The sequence below is a fragment of the Marinicella marina genome, assembly GCF_030065545.1.
Lineage (GTDB): Bacteria > Pseudomonadota > Gammaproteobacteria > Xanthomonadales > Marinicellaceae > Marinicella > Marinicella marina.
Genome location: NZ_JASJNC010000006.1, coordinates 22,701 through 45,556, shown reverse-complemented (window position 1 = coordinate 45,556; position 22,856 = coordinate 22,701). Strand labels below are relative to the sequence as shown.

Annotated in this window: 18 protein-coding genes; 6 read left to right on the top strand and 12 right to left on the bottom strand. The window is 44.5% G+C overall.

The features are described 5' to 3' along the window. Window positions 1-21 precede the first annotated feature (21 nt). Complete coding sequence (locus QNI24_RS10100; protein ID WP_267176924.1) at window positions 22-3,444, top strand: S8 family serine peptidase; 3,423 nt, start codon at window positions 22-24, stop codon at window positions 3,442-3,444. Window positions 3,445-3,596: 152 nt separating this feature from the next. On the opposite strand, the gene QNI24_RS10095 is transcribed toward QNI24_RS10100, so the two are convergent. The 10 genes from QNI24_RS10095 to prmB all read right to left on the bottom strand — a co-directional run bounded on the left by QNI24_RS10095 (window position 3,597) and on the right by prmB (window position 15,063). Next, entirely contained in the window at window positions 3,597-4,886 is a 1,290-nt protein-coding gene (locus tag QNI24_RS10095; protein WP_267176923.1) for a bifunctional folylpolyglutamate synthase/dihydrofolate synthase, read from the bottom strand. Next, window positions 4,843-5,781 carry an acetyl-CoA carboxylase, carboxyltransferase subunit beta gene (gene accD, locus QNI24_RS10090; RefSeq protein ID WP_267176922.1) on the bottom strand — a complete coding sequence of 313 codons (939 nt, stop codon included), beginning with the start codon at window positions 5,779-5,781 and terminating at the stop codon, window positions 4,843-4,845. The genes QNI24_RS10095 and accD overlap by 44 nt, the downstream gene beginning before the upstream one ends. Before the next feature lie 36 nt (window positions 5,782-5,817). Beyond that, window positions 5,818-6,615 (bottom strand): tryptophan synthase subunit alpha, encoded by a 798-nt coding sequence (gene trpA, locus QNI24_RS10085; RefSeq protein ID WP_267176921.1) that lies wholly within the window; start codon window positions 6,613-6,615, stop codon window positions 5,818-5,820. Next, window positions 6,612-7,817: a tryptophan synthase subunit beta gene (gene trpB, locus QNI24_RS10080; protein WP_267176920.1), complete on the bottom strand. Its 1,206-nt coding sequence runs from the start codon at window positions 7,815-7,817 to the stop codon at window positions 6,612-6,614. Before trpB ends, trpA begins: the two co-directional genes overlap by 4 nt. A gap of 42 nt (window positions 7,818-7,859) precedes the next feature. Then, on the bottom strand, window positions 7,860-8,492 hold the full coding sequence (locus tag QNI24_RS10075; RefSeq protein WP_267176919.1) for a phosphoribosylanthranilate isomerase: 633 nt from the start codon (window positions 8,490-8,492) through the stop codon (window positions 7,860-7,862). Next, the gene (truA, locus tag QNI24_RS10070; RefSeq protein ID WP_267176918.1) at window positions 8,479-9,246 is read right to left on the bottom strand and encodes a tRNA pseudouridine(38-40) synthase TruA; all 768 of its coding nucleotides are present in this window, start codon (window positions 9,244-9,246) and stop codon (window positions 8,479-8,481) included. The genes QNI24_RS10075 and truA overlap by 14 nt, the downstream gene beginning before the upstream one ends. Before the next feature lie 80 nt (window positions 9,247-9,326). Next, complete coding sequence (locus QNI24_RS10065; RefSeq protein WP_267176917.1) at window positions 9,327-11,954, bottom strand: FimV/HubP family polar landmark protein; 2,628 nt, start codon at window positions 11,952-11,954, stop codon at window positions 9,327-9,329. 95 nt (window positions 11,955-12,049) lie between these two features. Beyond that, window positions 12,050-13,084 carry an aspartate-semialdehyde dehydrogenase gene (locus QNI24_RS10060; RefSeq protein WP_267176916.1) on the bottom strand — a complete coding sequence of 345 codons (1,035 nt, stop codon included), beginning with the start codon at window positions 13,082-13,084 and terminating at the stop codon, window positions 12,050-12,052. Between the two features lies 1 nt (window position 13,085). Next, window positions 13,086-14,162 carry a chorismate synthase gene (gene aroC / locus QNI24_RS10055; RefSeq protein ID WP_267176915.1) on the bottom strand — a complete coding sequence of 359 codons (1,077 nt, stop codon included), beginning with the start codon at window positions 14,160-14,162 and terminating at the stop codon, window positions 13,086-13,088. Continuing rightward, window positions 14,152-15,063: a 50S ribosomal protein L3 N(5)-glutamine methyltransferase gene (gene prmB, locus QNI24_RS10050; RefSeq protein WP_267176914.1), complete on the bottom strand. Its 912-nt coding sequence runs from the start codon at window positions 15,061-15,063 to the stop codon at window positions 14,152-14,154. The genes aroC and prmB overlap by 11 nt, the downstream gene beginning before the upstream one ends. 73 nt (window positions 15,064-15,136) lie before the next feature. Between prmB and QNI24_RS10045 the strand changes: the two genes are divergently transcribed. The 3 genes from QNI24_RS10045 to QNI24_RS10035 are packed head-to-tail and all read left to right on the top strand — an operon-like array spanning window position 15,137 to window position 17,377. After that, entirely contained in the window at window positions 15,137-15,757 is a 621-nt protein-coding gene (locus QNI24_RS10045) for an SCO family protein (protein ID WP_267176913.1), read from the top strand. Next, window positions 15,754-16,605: an archaetidylserine decarboxylase gene (gene asd, locus QNI24_RS10040; RefSeq protein WP_267176912.1), complete on the top strand. Its 852-nt coding sequence runs from the start codon at window positions 15,754-15,756 to the stop codon at window positions 16,603-16,605. The genes QNI24_RS10045 and asd overlap by 4 nt, the downstream gene beginning before the upstream one ends. Before the next feature lie 19 nt (window positions 16,606-16,624). Beyond that, window positions 16,625-17,377 carry a hypothetical protein gene (locus tag QNI24_RS10035; protein ID WP_267176911.1) on the top strand — a complete coding sequence of 251 codons (753 nt, stop codon included), beginning with the start codon at window positions 16,625-16,627 and terminating at the stop codon, window positions 17,375-17,377. A gap of 150 nt (window positions 17,378-17,527) precedes the next feature. On the opposite strand, the gene QNI24_RS10030 is transcribed toward QNI24_RS10035, so the two are convergent. Then, window positions 17,528-17,773: a hypothetical protein gene (locus QNI24_RS10030; protein ID WP_267176910.1), complete on the bottom strand. Its 246-nt coding sequence runs from the start codon at window positions 17,771-17,773 to the stop codon at window positions 17,528-17,530. Window positions 17,774-18,193: 420 nt separating this feature from the next. Here QNI24_RS10030 and QNI24_RS10025 point away from each other — a divergent pair, with 420 nt between their 5' ends. Then, window positions 18,194-18,949, top strand: coding sequence for a hypothetical protein (locus tag QNI24_RS10025; RefSeq protein ID WP_267176909.1), 756 nt, complete (start codon window positions 18,194-18,196; stop codon window positions 18,947-18,949). 134 nt (window positions 18,950-19,083) lie between these two features. Next, entirely contained in the window at window positions 19,084-19,722 is a 639-nt protein-coding gene (locus QNI24_RS10020; protein WP_267176908.1) for a YiaD family glycine zipper/OmpA-like lipoprotein, read from the top strand. A gap of 69 nt (window positions 19,723-19,791) precedes the next feature. Here the strand turns inward: QNI24_RS10020 and QNI24_RS10015 are convergent, their stop codons facing one another. Then, window positions 19,792-22,668, bottom strand: a complete 2,877-nt coding sequence (locus tag QNI24_RS10015) for a M16 family metallopeptidase (RefSeq protein WP_267176907.1) — start codon at window positions 22,666-22,668, stop codon at window positions 19,792-19,794. Window positions 22,669-22,856: the final 188 nt, after the last annotated feature.

The window sequence follows — 22,856 nt, the reverse complement described above, 5'->3', positions numbered from 1 at the left end:
TTATATAAAAAAAGAGGAAACATGAAACAAAAACTTACCCTAAAACCATTGGTGGCAGCACTGATGATAGGCTCACTAAGTTGCGCCTACGCCAACCAGCAGGTACTCAGTTCCGCTCAACCTGAAGTCAATGAAATTAAACAGGCCGTCAACAGCAATGCACTGATCTTAGCTACCGGCATCTTTGACCCGAAAGAGCAAGCACTGAGTTTTGCAGCCAACGGCATCAACAACAAGGCTTCAGCTCATTACGGCATTGTGCAATTTGAATCAGGCAAGAGTGACACGAGCTGGTTACAACAGAATGGCTTTACAGTGCTACAATCATTCTCAAACAATGCTTATGTGGTTAATTGGAGTCAAGCTGATTCAACAAAACTCAACAACAACAGCAACATCCGCTGGTACGGCGCCTACCAATCCGGCTATAAAGTGTCTCCCAACCTGTGGCAAAACCAAAGAGTAGCACTCAGCAGTTACCCTATTACGGTCAGGGCGTTCAAAGATTACGATGCCAGTCAATTAAAAAATTTGGTCAGAAAATCACTGCCCAATGCCAGCTTCATTAACACCAATGCCCCTGATAACAGCGGCGAAATTGCACTTGATGTTGCAGCCACTGAATTGAATCAGGCACTTGATGTACTGGCAGCTGCTGAGGGCATTCAATGGATCAATATTTATCGTGCTGAAAAATTCCTCAACACCGAGGCCGTCTCTGCGGTGCAAGCGGCAGGCCCCTCTGGCGGTTCAGGCAGCCTGTATCGACCGACAAATACACCTATATTCGATCAAGGCATTTTCGGCACAGGCCAAATTGTTGGTGTGGCTGATTCTGGATTAGACCGGAATGAAGATTGGTTTGTTAATTATGATAACGGCAGTGGCGTCAATACCGCAATCACCGATGCCGAAGGTGTGTTTCCACCCTTGTTAGGCACCTTATACCCCAACAACAAAGTCATCGCATATTGGACCATGCCAGGCGCCACCGCCTATGACAACGGCACCTATCATGGCACCCACGTTGCTGGTTCAGTTGCTGGAGACAGAGAGGACTGTGTTGGCAGCTGTGAATCTCCGGCGCCAAGCACCTCATCCCCCACCTCCTCTGGTTATGACAATGATGATGGTATGGCACCCAATGCACAAATATTATTCCAAGACATAGGTAGCAATGCTGGTTTAACCGGTTCTGGATCATCGCCGATGTGGCAACAAGCTTATGATGCTGGGGCCAAAATCCATTCCAACAGCTACGGTGCCTCAACTTTTGGTGAATACGTCTCATCTGATAAAAACCTGGATGACTCATTGCGTGATTTGGATAACATGATTATCCTGTTTGCGGCAGGCAATGATGATGGATTCAGTGGTACCACCAGCTCACCTGGCAACTCAAAGAACGGCTTAACTGTTGGCGCTTTGAACCATGGTGACAGCGACGCCGTGGCCAGTTATTCAAATGGCGGACCCACAGATGATGGTCGCTTAAAACCAGACATTTCTGCCACAGGAACTTCAATTGGTTCGGCAGCTGGCGACAGCAATAATTCAAACGCCATAGATGCACCCTCTCGACGTTCCACCAGCGGCACCTCAATGGCCACACCCATTACCGCAGGTGCTACAGCCTTATTACGCCAATATTTTACGGATGGTTTTTATCCAACTGGCATCAAAAACAGCAATGACAGCTACACTCCCAGCGGTCAATTGATGAAAGCCATGCTACTCAACGGAACCAACACCGATGTTGGCTTTTTCTCCAACCGAGCCGGTTGGGGTAAAGTTTGGTTAGAAAACACCTTGCATTTTGCCGGTGATCAGAGATTCTTTAGGTTCTGGGATGTAACCCATGACAGTGGTTTAAACACGGGTGACAGTCTCGATTTTGAGGTTGTGGTAAATCCTGGCGAGGAATTTCGAGCCACATTGGCTTGGTATGATTTATCTGGTCCAACGGGTTCAGGCGTGACCTTGGTTAACAACCTGGACTTGAGTGTGACCACACCAGATGGCACCTATCTAGGTAATCGCTTCAGTGGCTCAGAATCAACCACAGGCGGCTCTGCTGATGCCATCAACAATGTCGAGCAAGTGCGTTTCACCAGCCCCACTGGAGGTGCTTATCAAATCACAGTGGATGCCACCAACATCCCAGGTGATGGCACCTTAGGTTCTGATCAACAAGGATTTGCATTGGTGGTTTCGGGTGATTTAGATACGCCAGAGTTGAATGCGGCTGATTTAATTTTCAGCAACGGGTTTGATTCAGACCTGCCAACAAACCTGATTGCCACGGACCTGGGCACCACTGGAATCGGCTTGAATTGGGACAGCCTCAACAATGCCAGCAGTTATGAAATCTATCGCAGTAACGGCACCTGTGCTTCGATGGAGCCAGGAACCATGCGTTACATTGGCAGCGAAATAGGAACTGCATTTATCGACAGTGAGACCACCGGTGGTTACGAGTACGCCTATCAAGTTCGTGCCGTAAACAGCGGTTTTGTCAGTCCCTACTCTAACTGTGTTGATATCACATCTGATCAGGCCTGTCTGCTGCCTCCAGCATTCAACGCCAACGCATCAGCCATAGACAACAATGTCAATGCCAGTTGCAGCATTGGACTCACTTGGCCCAGTGCTGTGAGCAATTGTCCGACCGTCTCTGATGTCAGCTACAACATCTATCGCTCCACAAATCATAATTTTGTGGCTGATGCCACCAGCTTACTTGACACTGTTACCAATGCCACCAGTTACAGTGACTCATCAGCGGATGCCGATGTGCCCTACTTCTATCGCATTGAGGCAGTCAACAACGGCAACGCTGCTGATTTATCGCCAGAACTGGCTGCAACCGCACTGGGAACACCAACCGGCAGTGTTGGCACTTTCAGCGACGATGTTGATAACAGCTTACTAATGAACTTATCAGGCACTTGGTCGGTATCCAATGACCGTGCCAGCAATGGCACACTGAGTTATCGCAGCACCTTTGAAGGCGCATCAACTTATACATCAAACACCTGCGCGCGTATGGTTTCACCATTGATTGAAATACCCGCCTCTGGCTCACCCAGTATTGATTACCAAGCTTGGTACCAGATTGAGGCAGAATGGGATGGTGTGGTGGTTGAAATATCAACTGATGGCGGCAACAACTGGAGTGACTTACCACCTGTCGGCGGTTACCCCAGTGACTTCAGCGAAACATTGAACCCACCCATCAACGCCTGTGGCTACCCAGCCTCCCAAGGCGCCTTTGGTGGCGCTTCTTCAGGCTTCGATCCATTTGCTCATGACTTATCAGCATACTCAGGCGAGTCGGTATTAATCAGATGGAGCTTTTCAACTGATCCCGGTTATGAAGAGGAAGGCTTTTATATTGATCAAATCAACTACAATGATGTCATCACATACGGTAGCTGTAACTGATTTTTGAGTTGAAGATCTGTGTTTACAAAACCGCTGTCTGTAAAGTCAGCGGTTTTTTTATTTCCGGTCAATAAAACCACAACAGGGTTGGAATCATGGTTCGAGCAGAGCTCTTATTATGGAATCAGGGACAAAGTTAATTCATCTGCCAGTTACAGGTCGCTGGAAAAAACTTCCTCCAGAACGTGGAAAGAACCAAATACGACAATCCTATCATTGACATCTGACAGCGACTTGGCTGCCTGCAGTGCCGTTTCACCATCTTCAAACTGTGACAACACCCCCACATCATCTGCTAGAGTAATCTTCAATTCATCGATTGGCATGGCTCTTTGGTTGTTTAATGGAAAAATCAACCAATGACTGAATTCACCTACCAACTCACCCAGCCATGATGCCAAGTTTTTATCAGCCAATACTGAAAAAACAGCCCGGGTCTGTCCCGCAACGGGATGATCATGTAAATATTTGGCCAATTGTTGCGCAGATTGTCGGTTATGCGCCACGTCAGCCACCACCAGTGGCTTATTGTTCATGATTTGCAGTCTGCCATTGATATGCCATGATGACAGCGCATGGTTCAACTGCTTGGTATTGAACTCATAACCCAAAGTGATCAATACAGTCAAAGCCGAGGCAAAATTTTGGATTTGGTAATCACCCAACAACTGGGGTTTATTTAGACCAGTAAAACGCCGGTCAGACTGAACATAATCAAAACCCACATCTGTCATTGCCAGCTGATAATCAATACCCTGTTGATAGAGTCTGGCTCCAATGCTTTCGGCTTGTTCAATGATCGCTGTTGGGGTGTTACTTGCACCAAAAATAATCGGCTTTTCAGCACGCATGATACCGGCCTTCTCCATGGCAATGGCCTCGATGGTATCACCCAACCATTGTGTGTGGTCTAAGTCCACAGTGGTGATAACGCAAGCGTCGGCATCCAGAACGTTGGTGGCGTCCAGTCTGCCACCCAGCCCAACTTCAAGCACCATCACTTCCACTCGATGCTCAATAAACACCAACAGAGCAGCTAAAAAAGCATACTCGAAATAAGATAAATTGATGGTTCCCTTGGCCTCATCTATTGTGTTGAATGCTTTGAGGATTTCATCATCTGTTGCCAGGGTATCATTGACCTCAATGCGCTCATTGAATTTAAACAAGTGTGGAGAAGTGAAAGCACCGTATGTTTTGTTCTGGGTTTTCAGTAAGGAGCAGATTGCGGCAACAGTAGAACCTTTGCCATTGGTACCCCCCACAGTGATGATTTGTGGTAGCTCAGAGGCTATGGCTAATTGCTCAATGACCAGCTGCAAACGGTCCAGGCCCAAATCAATCTTATATTGATTCAGCTCGTCTAGTTTGATTGCTAGGGCTGATTTCGCAGACGTTTTATTCTGTCCCTTTGGGGTGGTCATCGGCCACAATGATTTCATCTGGTTCAACGGCTGATTCATCGGTCAGAACAGCTGCTTGAGGCAATGGCTTCAATAAATCCAGTATCTGAGCAATGCGATCGCTCAAATCATGGCGAGTCACTATCATATCAATTGCCCCTTTTTCTAATAAAAACTCACTGCGTTGGAAACCCTCTGGGAGGGTCTCACGAACAGTTTGTTCAATCACCCGAGGTCCAGCAAAACAAATCAAGGCATTGGGCTCTGCAATGTTGATGTCACCCAACATCGCCAACGAAGCCGATACGCCACCTGTGGTTGGGTTAGTTAACACCGAAATATATGGCAAACCCGCCATTTTCATGCGTTTAAGGGCCGCAGCAGTTTTCGACATTTGCATCAGCGAAAACAGAGACTCTTGCATTCTGGCGCCACCAGATGCTGCAAAATTTATCAAAGGCAAACCTTGTTCCAGGGCCAGATGTGCGGCACGGACAAATTTCTCACCCACCACTGATCCCATGGATCCACCCATGTATTTAAAATCAAAGGCTGTGACTACCACATCACGCCCCTTAAGCTGGCCTTTTACCGCCACCAAAGCGTCATTTTCGCCAGTGCTTTTTTGCGTGGCCACAATGCGGTCTTTGTATTTCTTACTGTCTTTGAACTTTAATGGGTCTTCTGGCTTGACGTTGGCTGCAATTTCTTCTATTGGCGCATCATCAAGAAAAAACTCAATTCGATCACGACCTGACAGAGAATCATGGTGGCCACATTTGGGGCAAACCTTACCTTGTTTTAATGATTCTGGTTGGTACAAAACAGCCTCACAAGATTTGCACTTTCCCCACAAACCTTCCGGTATGTTCTTTTTCTTGTTACCGCCTTCGGTGCGAATACGCGATGACATTATTTTTTGGAACCAGCTCATTGAAACCCCACAAAGTTTTTCTAATTTGGCCGTTGATTATAACGAATCTAATGCCGTTCTGATAGGTTTGATGAAATCAGCAATGACTTTAGCTGCAGTTGCAGCATCATCACAATCACCTAAAGCAGAGACCAACGCGCTGCCTATCACCACCGCATCTGCCACTTCTGCCACCGCAACAGCAGATGCCGCGTCTTTGACACCAAAGCCCACAGCTACAGGTAAATCCGTGTGTTGTTTGATCTTTTTGATGTCTGCATTAACTGAATCAGCATCCAAGTCAGCGGAACCTGTAACGCCCTTCAAAGCAACGTAATAAACAAAACCTGAGGCATGTTCACAAATCATCGTCATGCGCTTTTCAGTGGTGGTTGGAGCGATTAAAAATATTTGCTCTAACTGATTGGTTTTCAATTGCTGCAGGATATCTGAAGACTCTTCAGGTGGACTATCAACCAATAAAAGCGCATCAACACCCGCTGATTTGGCTGCTGAGACAAAATGATCGTGGCCCATACATTCCACTGGATTGAGGTAACCCATCAACACCACTGGCGTGCTGTTGTTTTGTTGGCGGAATTGTTTGACCAAATCTATGGTTTTTTCAATACCTATGCCTTGTTTAATGGCTGATTCAGATGATTTTTGAATCACTGGTCCATCGGCCATAGGGTCTGAAAAAGGCATTCCCAGTTCAATCACGTCGGCGCCTTGGCGTACCAACTCGTGCATGATATCAACTGTCAAGTGAGGATGTGGATAGCCAGCAGTCACAAAAGGGATCAGCGCTTTTTTATTATCCAAATCTCTGAATGTCTGTAACAAACGGCTCATACCATCACCCCTTCAATTGCAGCAATGGTGTGGACGTCTTTGTCGCCACGTCCAGATAAATTCACGATGATATTTTGACCGGGTTGCATGGTTGCAGCTAACTTTTGCGCATAGGCCACAGCATGCGCGGTTTCTAATGCTGGCAGAATACCCTCAATTCTGGTTAAATCATGAAAACCCTTCAAAGCTTCATCATCGTTTATAGTAACGTACTTGGCTCGACCTGTTTCATTGAGGAAAGCATGCTCAGGACCAACGCCTGGATAATCCAAACCCGCTGATACAGAATGAGTTTCTATGATTTGTCCTTGGCTATCTGACATGACATAAGTGCGGTTGCCATGCAACACACCCACTTTACCTGCGGTGATAGATGCAGCGTGCTCTTTGGTTTCAGGCCCCAATCCACCAGCCTCAACGCCATAAATAGCGACTGACTCATCATCTAAAAAGGGGTGAAATAAACCAATGGCGTTTGAACCACCGCCCACACAAGCCACCAAAGCATCTGGTAGGCCGCCAACTTTTTCAGCAAATTGCTTCTTGGTTTCTTTACCGATGACTGAATTGAAGTCCCTAACCATTTGCGGATAAGGATCAGGTCCAGCCACGGTGCCTATGATATAAAAAGTATCATCTACGTTGGTCACCCAATCACGCATCGCTTCGTTCAATGCATCCTTCAATGTTTTGGAGCCTGAATCGACACTGCGAACCTCGGCACCCATCAGTTTCATCCGATAAACGTTGATGGCTTGGCGTTCGATATCAACTTCGCCCATGTAAACCACACATTCCAAGCCCATACGGGCACAAACTGTTGCCGTGGCAACACCATGCTGTCCAGCACCGGTTTCAGCAATGATGCGTTTCTTGCCCATCGCCTTGGCCAGCAAAATCTGCCCTACGGTGTTGTTAATCTTATGCGCCCCAGTGTGGTTTAAGTCTTCACGTTTGAGCCATATATTGGCACCACCGGAATGTTTGGTTAAACGTTCGGCCAAATACAAAGGAGACGGGCGTCCCACATAATCAGCCAAATCTTGATTGAACTGAGCCAAAAACTCAGGATCATGTTTTAAACGGGCATAGGCTTGGTTGAGCTCCTCTAAACAGTGCATCAGTGTTTCACTGGCAAACACGCCGCCAAATTGGCCAAAATGGCCTTTGCTATCTGGGTATTCTGAGTATTTTATGGTCATAGGTCTGTGAGTTCTGTTAATGTTAATAATGATTGTGGTTTTTTATGTTATTTCAATGGCTTTTACTTGTTGCATAAAAGACATCATTTTATTGGCCGATTTTACGCCTTTCATTTCTTCAATTCCACTGCTGATATCAATAAATTCGGCACCAGTTGAGAGTATCGCATCGGCGACGTTGTTTTCATGTAAACCACCAGCTAAAATCATTTTTTCTTTGTGTTGTTCAGGAAATTGGAACCACTCGAAAGCGTGTCCAGAACCTCCCGACTGCTGTTTACCAAAAGTATCCAACAAAAAAGCTTCGGCGTTGGGGTATTGGTCAAAATAGCTGAGATAATCAGCTGTGCTGAGCATGGGTATGGCCTTCCAATAACGGTGTTTGAACTGCTCACAAAACCCAGCCGTCTCAAAACCATGAAACTGTAAGACATCTGGATAACAAGAATCAATCACTTTATTGACATATTCTGCTGGGTGATCAGCAAATAAGACCACTGTGATTAATTGCATTTTTTTGGCGGCATCAATAAGTTCTTTGGCCAACTCCATATCAACATAACGAGGACTTTTTTCAACCAATACAAAACCGACTGCATCAGCACCCGATTCTGCTGCCCAATGAAGTTCATGGTGCTTTTTTAAGCCACAGAATTTAACTTTAATCTGTTTCATTTGGAGGGACTCTATAGGAATGGGGATACGTGACACCAGTAAACATCAGTCCATTAGGTGGTGCAGTCATCCCTGCTTTGGTGCGATCCTTACCTAGCAACACCTCTTCAACCCATTGTACAGGCCGCTCTGCTTTACCTACTTTAAGCAATGTGCCAACAATATTTCTGATCATATGGTGCAAAAAAGCGTTGGCCCTGAATTCACAAATGATATGATCCCCAACCTGATAAACACGCGCTTCATGCATGGTTCTCACTGGATTATTGGCCTGACATTTACTGGAACGGAAGGCATTGAAATCATGTTCACCAAGTAAATACTGAGCGGCTTCATGCATTTTTTTATGATCCAGCGGTGGCAACACCCAAGTCAGTTGATGACGATTAATGGCCGGACGCACTTTGCGGCATAAAATACGGTATTGGTAACTGCGACTGGTGGCAGAAAACCGAGCGTGGAATGTATCATCAACCTGTTTTGCCCAAAGTACCGATACGCCCTCATGGATGGCGGTGTTGACACCCAGCACCCATTGTCTGGGAGTGCGAACTGCCGTGGTTTCAAAATGGATGATTTGTTGGGTGGCACTGACACCAGTGTCGGTGCGTCCAGCACAGATGACCCTGACTGGATGGTTTGCCACCTTGCTGACTGCTTTTTCTAAACATGACTGAACAGTGGGTTCTTGTTTCTGAGTTTGAAAGCCATAAAAAGGTTGGCCATCATATTCAACACCAAAGGCTATGCGCATAAAAAAAGCCGAATTAAAAAATCCGGCTTATTATAAATGAATGTCGTCAATGCTTCATTCAATTTAACGCTTGCATTGCATCACATGTTATCCATTAAGTTTTTGGCTTCTGCAATCTGTTCTTCACTGCCCTCTGCAAAAACTTCGTCTAACAAATTCTTAGCACCTTCTGCATCACCCATCTCTATGTAGGCTTTGGCTAAATCTAATTTGGTGCTGATGGCATCAGCGTCTTCCATCAGATCTTCTAGACCCAGGTCAATTTCATCATCCACTCCAGACTCCATATCATCATCCTCAAAACTATCTTGACTGTCTTCTTCAGAAATATCCAGCATATTGTTAAATTCATCTTCTGCTGCTTCTGAAGTATCGTTCACAGCATCTGCGACTGCTTCAACAGCCTCATCTGCCAAACTGGTTTCGATGTCATCTGCTTGCTCTAATTCTTCCAGTTCCTCGTCTAAATCAAAATCAAAGGCTTCATCATCAAAACTGAAATCATCTGCATCTTCATCACTTGAGTCTTTAGAATCATCTTCTCCGTCAGACATGATGTCATCCAACTCATTTTCTAAATCAGCCAAAACTTCATCGGCTTCATCTGTTGAGTCTTCATCAGCATCATTGGTTTCTGCTTCATCAAGTTCAAAATCATCCAAATCAAAATCATCTAAGTCATCTGCTTTGACTTCAACCGCATCGTCCTCAGCTTCATCATCTGAAGGATCTTCTGTCATAGACTCGACCTCAGCGTCATCCACTTTGGCGTCCTCGTCATCATCAAAGTTCACACCAGCCAAAGTTTCAGAATGATCAACTGTGTCAGACATGTTACTGTCAAAGTCATCATCGTCATTCAAAAAGCCGTCCAAATCAAAGCCATCATCTTCTTTAACCTTGGTTGTTTCTATCTCTTCATCAAGGTCACTGGAGAACTCGTCACCCTCATCGCTTGTGTCACCATCATCCCCATCGAAGTCAATACTGCTGTCCAATTCTGCCAAAACATCATCTTCATCTGACTCAAATTCATCGGCTTGGTTGGTATCATCCATCAACGGTTGATTCATTTTAGTGTCAGCTGAATCTTCACTGCCATCAGATTCTGGTTTATCACGGCCTTTGATGTCATCAAGGAAACTTCCTCCTTCTTCCTCATCGTCGCCAGAGCCACCCAACATTTTTGGTACAAACAAGAGCGCAATTAATGCCACCAGACCAATCAATAACCACATCAGGTTGTCCATGACAAAGCCCATGGCTTTTTCAACAAACGAAGGTTCTGGTTTGCGTTTTACCACAGGAATTGAGGAAGATGTCACTGGTTTGTCAGTGCTGGCTTGCTCTGCATCATCGGCCTCAATGTTTGGCTCAGCTGCGGTATCATCGATACCATCAACTGCCAAACTCAATTCACCCTCGGTGGCTGAGTCATCATTAACTGTATCCCAAACATCATCGGCTGTGGCAGCTGCATCAGAACCATTATCAACGGTTAAGTTATCATTTATATTTTCGTCAACTTCTTCACCTGCTTGCTCCAATTGGTTTTCCAAATTGGCCAAGCCATCATCTGCAATTTCTAAAACTTCCTGTTGTTGATCAACAATTTCTTCCAGCTCTGAAATACGCTCTTTCAATTCACTGTTTTCTGATTCAGTGGTCAACAAGTCCTCTTCAGCTGCCATCGCAGCTTCAGCAGAAGTTTCATCTGCATTGCTTTGACCATTGTCGGAATCACCAGCGTCACTGCCTGATAATTGCACGCCATAGTCTAAGCTTGAGGCAGGCTCTTGATAACTGTCTTGTGTTGCTGTTTCAGTTTGAATGGAACTATAGTCTTGGCTCGATGGTGCCCATGACTGGTTGTGTGACTTGACCTGCTCCAGTGCCTCAGAATAGGCAATGTTTCTGGCATCATCCGCATCGGGCAAGTTCAATTCGCTGCCCTTGATTAATTGGTTGATGTTGTTGTCGATGAAAGCACTGGGGTTGGCGTTGTAAATAGCCATAACCATTTGATGGGTGGTTAAATCCCCGGCCTTATTGTTATTGGCTATGCTCCATAAGGTATCACCGGTTTGAACCGTTATTGAATCGGGGTTGGTTGTAGCCAACATTTCAGTTGTTGTGACTTGCTCAGATGGGCGCTCATATTCAGCCACATCTTCATTGGTATAGGTGACAGTCTCTGTTGCAATTTCTTCAGCAGGAGTCGCCTCTTCTTCAGCCACAGGCTCAATGACTTCCGATTCAACTATGGGTTCAACCACAACATCATTATTCAATGCAGCGGTGACGTTACTCGACTCATATACCGGTGGATCGAGCAATATGGTAAATTCTCGTAAAATTCGGCCGTTACTCCAATTCACATCTAACAGCAAACTCACAATGGGTTCAGTGACAGGACCATTGGAAGTCACATTGATTTGATAGGGATTTTCCTCATCGAAAGCAACCATGATATTTGCTGGCACAAACGATTTATCTAATCCAACTTTCTGGTAGTCTGCACTGCTGGCCAATTGGACTTGAAGTTCACCCAGCTCTTCTTCGGCATTGGTGATCAAGTCTATGCTAGATCTCAGTGGTTCGTTTAAGGCAGAATACACCTGTATTTTGCCCATTCCAAGCGACAATGATGACTGTGAGACGATGGTTAAGCCTATAACCAAGGCCAATAAAATCAATTTTTGCTTCATAATTTACCCAATGCTTCTCTGTTTTATAAGGATATCGTTATTGATGGTAACTAATTCTACAATAAAAATCCAAGAATTTATCTAAAAAAAGTGTGCTAACTTACTCTTTTATCCAGTATTTTTATTAATTCCTCAGCAATTTGCACGCTATTTAAGGCCGCACCTTTGCGGATATTATCTGACACAATCCATAGATTGATGCCGTTTTCATAGGAAATGTCTTCACGAATTCGACCCACATACACAGCATCATTGCCCGCACTGTGAACTGCTGGAGTTGGAAATCCCAACGAAGCTGGATCATCGAGCAACTCAACACCTGGGGCATTCTGCATCAAATGCTTCACTTCATCTGCGGTTATCTTTTCGCGTGTCTCAATATGTACTGCCTCTGCATGACCATAAAAAACTGGTACACGAACACATGTTGGATTGACTTGAATGCTCCTGTCACCAAGAATCTTTTGAGTTTCCCAAACCATTTTCATTTCTTCTCGGGTGTAACCATTGTCTTGAAATTGATCAATTTGTGGAATCACATTGAAAGCGATTTGCTGGGAAAAGGCTTGGGTTTTCAGCGGCTTGAAATTCAATATAGATCTGGTCTGTTCTGATAATTCATCAATGCCTTTGTTACCAGCACCTGATACCGACTGATAAGTGGCCACATTGATTCGCTCGATACCGACCTTACTATGAATGGGAGCCAACGCCACCAACATCTGCATGGTGGAACAATTCGGATTGGCAATGATGTAGGTGTTTTGATACGACTCGATGGCATTGGCATTAACTTCAGTCACCACCAATGGCACATCCTCTTCATTGCGAAAGTAAGAGGTATTATCAATCACTACACATTTGGCATTGGCTGCAATCGGCGCATAATGTGCCGAAACACTGCCACCAGCAGAAAACAAAGCCAAATCTGCTTGTTTGAAATCAAATTCGGCTAAATTACCCACACGCACCTGCTTATTATTGAAATCAATCAATTCACCAGCACTTTTTTCACTGGCCAAAGGGTAAAGGTTTGCTATTGGAAATTGCCTTTCTTGCAGAATCTCCAGCATTGTTTTGCCCACCGCACCGGTGGCCCCAACGACGGCTACATTGTATTTTTTAGTCATATTATTTTGCTATTTTTTCAGATTGGGTTTGGGCATTATGCCGCATGATATGGTCCATCAACACCAAGGCCATCATGGCTTCAACTATGGGTGTGGCACGGATACCAACACATGGATCATGTCTGCCTTTGGTGACCACTTCAATGGCATTGCCATCAATGTCGATACTTTTTCCTGGTATCCTTAATGAAGAGGTGGGTTTAAAAGCCACACTCAAAGTCACGTCTTGACCGGTTGAAACACCTGCTAAAATTCCACCGGCATGATTGCTGGTGAATTCATCATCAATGATTTCATCTCGATGCACTGTGCCATTTTGCGCAACCGCATCAAAACCAGCACCAATCTCGACCCCTTTGGTGGCGTTGATGCTCATCATCGCCAATGCCAACTCAGCATCCAGCTTGCCATAAACAGGTTCTCCCAAACCGGCCGGCACATTAACCGCCTTGGCATTGATTCTGGCACCAACTGAATCACCAGATTTTCGTAAAGCATCCATGTAAGCATCTAACTCTGGCACCCGCTCAATGACGCCAGTAAAAAACGGACTTTCATCAATTCGGGATAAATCACCTGCTTCCAGTTCAATATCACCCAATTGGGCCAACCAAGCAGTGATGGTGATGTTGTAATTATCGAATAACCATTTGCGTGCCAAAGCACCTGCCGCCACACGCATGGTGGTCTCACGGGCGGATGAACGTCCACCGCCGCGATAATCACGCACGCCATACTTTTTCCAGTAACTGTAATCAGCATGTCCCGGACGAATTTGTTTGGCGATGTTGGTGTAATCCTTACTCCTGGCATCGGTGTTTTCAATGATCAAAGCAATTGGGTGCCCTGTGGTGACACCCTCAAACACGCCTGAGACGATTTGCACATCGTCTTTCTCTTTGCGTTGTGAAGTGTGCCGAGACTGGCCACTGGCACGGCGAACCAATTGGCTTTTGATTTCTTCGGCCGTGATTGACATACCTGGCGGAAAACCGTCAAGGACGCAGCCAATGGTGCTGCCATGGGACTCTCCAAAAGAAGTGAAACGAAGGATTTTACCAAATGTATTATGTGACATTGTCTTGAAGAAACGATTTAAACAAAGGGTTGTACTTTAACAAATCCTCGCGGCTAAAAACACATATTCCTTGGCCACCCATGCTTAAATGAACCCATTCGAATGAGATGTCAGGAAAAAAATCCTCCAGCACCTCATCATTGTATCCCACTTCCAAAAACAAAAAGCCTTGTTCACTCAAATGGTTGGGCGCTTCGAATAGAATTTTCACTGGAATTTCCATGCCTGAACGATCACTCACCAAGGCTTGTTTCGGTTCATAAGTGTATTCATCCGGTAACGCTGCAAACTCCTCTTCATCAACATACGGTGGGTTACTGACAATCAAATCGTATTGACCTGAAATCTCAGCAAACAAATCAGACTCAATCACACTGACATTGGCCCCCAGACCCAGCAGTCTTTTGTTGGTCTTGGCCAACTCCAAGGCATCACTGCTGATGTCAGAGACATCAACTTGTGCTTGTTCGAAGTAATGAGCAATGGCCAATCCGATACAGCCTGACCCAGTGCATAAATCAAGTACGGTGGTTGCTGTCTCAAACCCTATCCAGGGATTGAATCCCAAGTCAATCAATTCAGCGAAAGGCGAACGTGGTATGAGGACACGGTGATCAACCTTGAAACGCAAACCAGCAAACACAGAAAAACCAACCACATATGCCATCGGTATGCGCTGTTCAACCCTTTTTCTCAACAGGTTCTCGGCCTGTAGTTTTTGTTCGGGATGTACTTCATAGTCAGGTTGGGTGTTGAATGTGGCATAATCCATGTCCAAAACGAACATCAATAACAGCAGAACTTCATCCTCTGCAGTCTCTACACCATGACCATAATATAAATTCCTGCTCGATAAAAAACCCACTGATTGGTCAAATAATTCCCTGAGTGTTGTGCTCACTTATTTCGCCTTCACAAAAAAAGTTATACAATGCCTGTTTTTGTCATTTAGGTCAATCCCCAAATTAATGATTATGTTAAAAAATATCACTGGTCTTATGTTGTTGCTGATCACGGGTGGCTTGCTTTCTGGTTGTCAGCAAAATGATGCAGGTAGCATCCATGAATTACCTTTCAAAGCATTGAAGCTATTTCCTCAAGGAAAATCCTTCTCAGGCTTTGAGCTTGTTAGCCACAAAAACCAGCCATGGCAAGCGGAAGATTTCAAGGGTGACTTTTCAGTGTTGTTCTTTGGCTTTGCCAATTGCCCTGACATCTGCCCCACCACTTTATTGGACATGCAAAAAATAGATAAAAGCTTAACCGAGCAAAACATCGAAAGCCCAAGGTTTGTGTTCATTTCGGTTGACCCCGATCGTGATACCCCAGAACTACTGAATGATTACATCAATTTTTTCAATCCTGAGTTTTATGCCTTAACTGGAGATGCGCCAAACATCCTATCAATTGCCTCACAAATTGGTGTGGCTTATAAAGTGGCTGAGCATCAACCCGGTGATTTAATTTATGATGTTGATCATGCATCGGCCCTTTTTATTTTAGATGAAAAAGGCGAGCGCATTGGGATTTTTACCGCACCGCATGACATCAACGAAATCACCCATGATTTGGCTTTATTAATGGAGTCAGCATGAAGCAATTGGCCTTGGTTTTTCAATACATCTTGCCGCATCGGTTGTTATCCAGGCTGATGTATTATTTGATGCGCATTCGATTCAAGCCGATAAAAAACATGACCTTGAATCTCATGATCAACAAATTCAACATCAATTTGGATGAAGCAGCATCAAAAAACTATGACGATTATGAACACTTCAATGCTTTTTTCACCCGAGCACTGAAAGACGGCACACGTCCAATCGATGAGAGCAAAGACAGTTTGGTGTCACCCGTTGATGGCGTCATATCACAGATGGGCGCGATTGAACATGACGCCATATTTCAAGCCAAAGGACACCATTACAGCATCAGCGACTTGTTGGCCACAGAAATGACGGAAGATTTTATTGATGGCCAATTCATGACCATCTATCTGTCACCCAAAGATTACCACCGCCTCCATGCACCTTTAAATTGTGACCTCAAAAGTATGCGCCATGTACCCGGGCGCTTATTCAGTGTGGCTGACTGGACCACGCAGAAAATTCCACGGTTATTCGCTCGCAATGAACGGTTAATCAATCATTTGCACACCCCCATTGGACATGTGGCTTATGTCTATGTAGGCGCCATTTTGGTCTCGAGCATTGAGACCGTCAGTAATGGAGTTATTACACCGCCGTATGCTTCCCAAGTGACCGATCTTTTGGTGCAAGGGCAAAGTCAGTATAAAAAAGGCGAAGAAATGGGCCGTTTTAACATGGGTTCAACAGTGGTTCTTTTATTTCCCAAAAATACCGTTACATTTGAAACTGGCCTGCAAGCTGGTTCAGCTGTTAAGCTGGGTGAAAAAATTGCTTCATTAAATGGAATTTCCAAGTAAAAATGTGGTCTGAAAGTACATGAAAAACATAACGCGTATTAAATACCTACTGTTCATGGTGATGTTCATAATTGCTATATCAGCTTCGGGTCAATCGACCAAAAGTGATTTATTGCCAGAGGCTAACCGAGACTTCAGTTTTGATTACCAAGACATCCAGCCGATTAAGTTCGAGTCATTCGCGGCTGCAGCCGAATGGGCTGATGTGGTCGCTGTGGCACAAGTGATTAATGTTGATTACGAACAAACCCGTGATATCAATACCAAAGGACAAGCCTTTTTGAACGTGTTGGTGCCATACAAGGGTACACAACGCAACGAGCTTTTGATTGTCAGCAGTAAAGGTTTTGACGATCACGTTTGTTATTATCCAGACCGTGACGGTGAAGGCGAACGCTTTTTGGTGTTTTTAAAAGCAGCCAACAGCGACGGCGAATACCATGGATTTAACCCTTATTGTCAATTACAAGTGTTGTTAACAGACACGGGTGAGTTCGCATTGCGCTATCCACTGGACATAGATTTTGCTTTGGCGCCTGAATCTATCAGAACCTTGAATTTCAATGACCCCCACTCTCAGATTGATGCCACCGAGTGGACTGGGTTAGCCAGAGCAGCGCACCAACAGAAATACCAGTCGACACTTGAAGAAGATGAAGACACGTTTCAAAAATACTACTTTCTGAACTACACCCAAGGGGTGATGATTTACGAAATAAGAAAATTGATGAACCTCAAAGTCCAACCCAGAATCAGCTCCAAACAAATGTAACAACCATAACCTCACAGTTTTCAGCATTCATTTTTAAGAACAAACAGGTTATCAGCTTTTATTTGTCAGTCAGTAACTACTGATAGACATCAAAATCAGCACTGCCATTGTAGGTCCTGGTCCATGAATCATGACCCACACCAGGATATATCACCATACTGACATCATCAGGATCCGATGCATCCCAAGCCAATATCTGATTGATTGGGGTGCGGGTCCATTCATTCCTACCACACCATCGGCATCACCATGAAAAGCCCATAATGGCACCGTACCAAGTGCACATCCTGCGGCATTGAAAGCGGCCCTGCCATCACCAGCAATCGACACCATGGCAGCGAGTTCTTCATTTAAACCACAAATATATAACAACAGCGGAAATGTTTGCTCACCCATAACATTGCCCAGTGATAGGTATTCATACTATACCTTTGAGTGGCAGCCGTTGAAGCCAAAACACGCGGAGTCATTCGACTGGATGAGGGTTGATCGACTTTGGGGATAAGAGGCAAGTCAAGTTTTTCAAAAAACTGCCATAAAGATGGCCGATACTGGCTGAACGAACCAACAACCAAGCAAAATAATTAAGGCAAATTTGTTCATAATAATGAGCAGCAATAAATCACACATTTTAGAAATTTACACTGTACGAAATTTTGATGTATTCTGCAAAATCAAACACACCCAATAATTTAACAGTAAAATCAACAACATAGACAATCATGAATTTATGTACTATGATGTTAACAACGTCAACCCTAAAACAGCTGATCAGAAAGATGAGTTCTGACTGGCAAAAAATATAGGGGAAAATCAATGAATAAAGTTTATTCAATTCTGTTCTTATTATTAACTGTTCCTGCTTTGTGTGTAGCAGAGGACAAACCACCTCAAGTCATCTCAGATGCTTGGACCATGATTCCAAAAGCCGGTCATGAGGCTAAATTTGAGGAAGCGCTGAAGGCACACCTTAAATTTCGCCACGACAACGGCGACACACGTCATTGGGACACATACAGGCCGGTTACTGGTGATTCACTGAATCGCTACATTGTCAGGTCATGCTGCCAACCATGGGCTGAGCAAGACAGTTACCGCAAATGGTCCAACGAAACCCTAGGCAACCATTTCAACGAAAATGTTCACCCTCATGTTGAAAAATACATGCATAACTTTGGCGAAGTTGATATGGACAACAGCAATTGGGGTGAAGGTGTTGAGGCCAATTATGTCGGCGTCACATACTGGAATATTAAACCAGGCAAAGGTGGTCAGGCATCAGATGCCATCAAACAAATGAGCACCCTAGCGAAAGAGAATGATTGGCCAAGAAGCTGGTCATGGAGCTATCCAGTTGGTGGCGATCACAGGGTGATGCTGGCCACACCATTTAAAAACTTTGCTGACATGGCACCGATGGAAGAAAACTTCTACCAGTTTGCCATGAGTCACATGAAAGAGAAAAAAGTCAAAGAAATGTTCAAAAATTTTAACGGTTCTTTCAGTGGTTCAAGTTACGGCATCTACAGGCATGACAAATCACTGTCGATGCACCATGATGAAAAAGAATAATTTCAGCCACAAGTAATAAAAAAGGGGTCATTGACCCCTTTTTTTATGTTCCCCAAAAACAACGATTCGTTCACGAATTATTAAGCCAAACCTAGTTATTATGAGCACACTTAAAAAAACATGACAATTATTCAATGAAAACAACAACGATATTTATTGCCATTATCTTACTGACAGGCTGTTACACCAATGATCCCTATACCGGTGACCAAAAAGTACGTAAAAGTGTCAAATACGGCGCTGCAGGTGCCATTGTGTGCGGCCTGATAGGCGCTACCAGAGACTCTAAGAGTGCCCGTAATGCAGCTGCAGGTTGTGCCGCCATTGGTGCAGGGGTGGGTGCCTACATGGATCACCAAGAGGCCGAATTACGTCGTGAACTACAAGGCACCGGAGTGCAGGTGCGCAGAGATGGTGACCAAATTCAACTCATTATGCCGAGCAACATCACTTTCAACACTGCTGAATACAACATCAAAAGCAGCTTTTACCCCAGTCTTAATGCTGTTGCTAAAGTGCTGTATAAATATAAGGACACGGTCTTGGATGTGATTGGTCACACTGATTCAGTTGGTAAAGATGAATACAACCGCGAACTATCTTATCAGCGCGCCTACAGTGTTGCTGATTATTTGGCTGCTCAAGGTGTTCCCGGAAACCGCCTGTCCCCTTTGGGATTGGGTGAGTCACAGCCCATCGCTGATAACAACACCGAATATGGGCGAGCTCAAAACCGCCGGGTTGAACTGTACATCACCGCTGATCCACAGTAATAAGCGATTCACATAAAAAAAGCCAAGGTTTGAGGCCTTGGCTATTTCTTACACTTCAAGTTAAATCAATTACTTAAATACGTCATCTATTGGTACGATGTCTACATTTTCTGATTCAATCTTCAACGGATAATCCTGAATCACTTCATCCTCTGCCAATAACTCAGCTGGCTTTTCAGAGTTGTAAGTCATGGCTGAAGTGGTGTCGTTAACCAATCTGTTTTTCATGTCAGTGCCGTCACTGGTAATGAATACAAATTGGATGTCATCAGTCTGCAGGTGTTTCTTGATGACTTGATTAACACCATCAACTGTCAGCTTGTCCAAGCCCTCTTTGACCAGAGTGACAAAGTCAGTGGTGCCATAAAAATCTGCATCCATCTGATAACCTAACACCCGATCCTGACCTTTCAGTAATAACCCAGCATACTTACTTAAGAATGCTTTGGTGGCAGTGAATTGCTCTTCACTCATACCATTCTCAATCAACTTCTCCAGCTCGTACATGGCTGTTCTGGTAGCAAAATGAGCGTCTGTGTTGTTGCGCAGTGGTCTCAGCCAGACTTGGAAAATTTGTTCTGAACGACCCAGATTGGCATTGGGCTGGGTTCTGAACATGCCTCTGGGGAAATATTCAATGTATGCATAGTCGCCGTAATTCATACCCCGAGCTTCACGGATTCTTTGGTACAAAAATGAATTGGAATTTCTGTGCTCACCCAAGAACGAACGCACCAGCCAGAGTGCCACCCAGTCTGGGTGCGAGCGGTTGACTTCAATCGGGAATCCAAATGAAACAGCTGTTGGCATGGTTTGTTTCTCAACGATTGTTACATGACGATCGGTGAATTCTGGTGCCGCATCAATGGCCACTTTCTCGGTGCCTTTGACGTTCAATTCAGTGGTGATGCGATCCAACATCATTTGTTTTAACTCAGCCGATAAATTACCTGTGATTCCCACATTTAAATTATCCTGAGTCAACTGCTGTTGATAAAACATTTTTACATCATCCAACGTAATGCTTTCCAAATCACTGACATGACCTGAGTTCAAAGACTCATAGGGGTGTCCCGGGTAGAGTTTTTGGTACAGGACTTCCTTACCCAACTCTTCGTCATTATTCTGTTTTAAGTCGGTTTGAATTGAATTGATTAACTGTGTTTTCAAACGCTTGAAATCATCTTCACGGAAGCCAGGTTTTAAAAGACTGTCCAGCACCAAATCCAACCAAACATCGGCTTTCTCGCGGTGCACCCGACCACTCAAAGAAACCATTTCTTTATCGACCTGAGAGTTGAAGTAGGCGGCCATTGGTAGCATGGCTTTCTGAATTTCTTTGATTGATTTACTGGCTGAACCGCCGTTGGTTAACATAGAAGCCGTCAATGCTGCCAAACCTTTTTTACCTATTGGATCTTGTGCTGGGCCTGTATTGAATAAAAAATTCACATCAACAATGTCACTGGAATTCGACATGTCTGTGATTTGGTAACGCGCCTCTTTAGGTTGTTTGGCAGCGTTCACAAGTTCTGCCAAAAGGAAATCATTATCAATGCCATCAACAGCTTCCGCTTGAGCTAAAGTCACCATTGTGCGACCATCATCAACCAAGTACTTATTAGCAATTTGTTTCACATCTGCTGCGGTAACCGCATCCAGTTGCGCGTATTGTTTATTGATGTGCTCTGGATCTCTGTTGTATTGCACCACTGATGCCAACATGTCACCAATGGCCTCAGAGTTATCCAGTGAATTAGCAAAACTGTATCTGGCAGCTGACTTGATGTCATTCAGTTGCATTTCATCAGCCGTTTCAGTGCGGGCGGCGACAATCGTATCCAGCATGGCTTGTTTGACAGCAGGATAATTATCCGCACTGGTCAAGCGTGCCAAAATGTAGATTAAGCCCGGATCTTTTCGATCTGGTGAGTAGAAAAACAAAGCATCAGCCAATTGGCGATTGACCACCAAATCCTGGTAAACATCTGAATTTTGGCCGAAATAGATTTGCCCCAACATGTCCAAAGCTGATTTGTCTATTTGATTAGGATCGGCAGCAGGTCCTCGAAAAACCATTCCCAGCATGGGTAAGGTTTGTGATTCCCACTCAATGTGATGGTACTGAGTCCCTTCAGCCGCTGGTTCAACAGGAATCTCCACTTCATAATTACCCCGCTCCCATGGGCCAAAGTACTTTTCAACCAAAGCATGGGTGTTTTCAACATCAACATCACCCACCACAATCACGGCGGCTTTTTCAGGGCGGTACCAACGATCAAAAAACTCATACGAGTATTCCAATTGGTTGGGCATATCTTCAATGTCTTCAATGAAGCCCATGGTGGTGTGACGGTAAGTGTGCTCTGAGTAGGCGTTCTTTCTGACTGTCTCAAACATTTTACTGAAAGGATTGGCGCTGTTTTTCAGGTATTCACCTTTGACTGCCAAAGCCTCTGTTCTGAATTGAGCCTCTGAATACTTTAAATTTTGAAAACGATCGGCCTCTAACATCAACATGCGTTCCAAGTCTTCATTGATGAATGTCACATGGTAGTTGGTGTAATCATCGGTGGTGTAAGCATTTTGGTCAGCCCCCACTTCTTTTAACATGGCACCGTATTGTTCTTGCGAGAAATTCTCTGTGCCGCGAAACATCATGTGCTCAAAAAAGTGCGCAAAACCAGACTTGCCAGGCTCAACTTCATTTCGCGACCCTGTTTGTACCGGAATTTGCAAAGACACCACACCTGGATAATCGGTTTTTACCACAATGACTTTCAGGCCATTATCCAACTCACGCATGTCATAATCTTGGGTAAACACCCTTGAGTCTTCACTTTTTACTGAATCAACCGCAGCTGACTCATTTTGTTTCAGCTGTTTATTCGGGGCACAAGCCACCAACATCGCAACTGCGAACATTGAAACGATTGTTCTTTTCATTAAAACCTACTCCTGAATAATATATTATCGAGATTATACATGGGTTGTCTTAACAATTAGTCAAGCAACACCGCACAATAAATCCACAATGGTTAAACCCAATTCTGGTGAATAAACGTTCAGTGCTTTGAAAAGTTACTTCTGTTGATTTTACCCTCACACCAATCGGTTATAATGCTGCACCATTG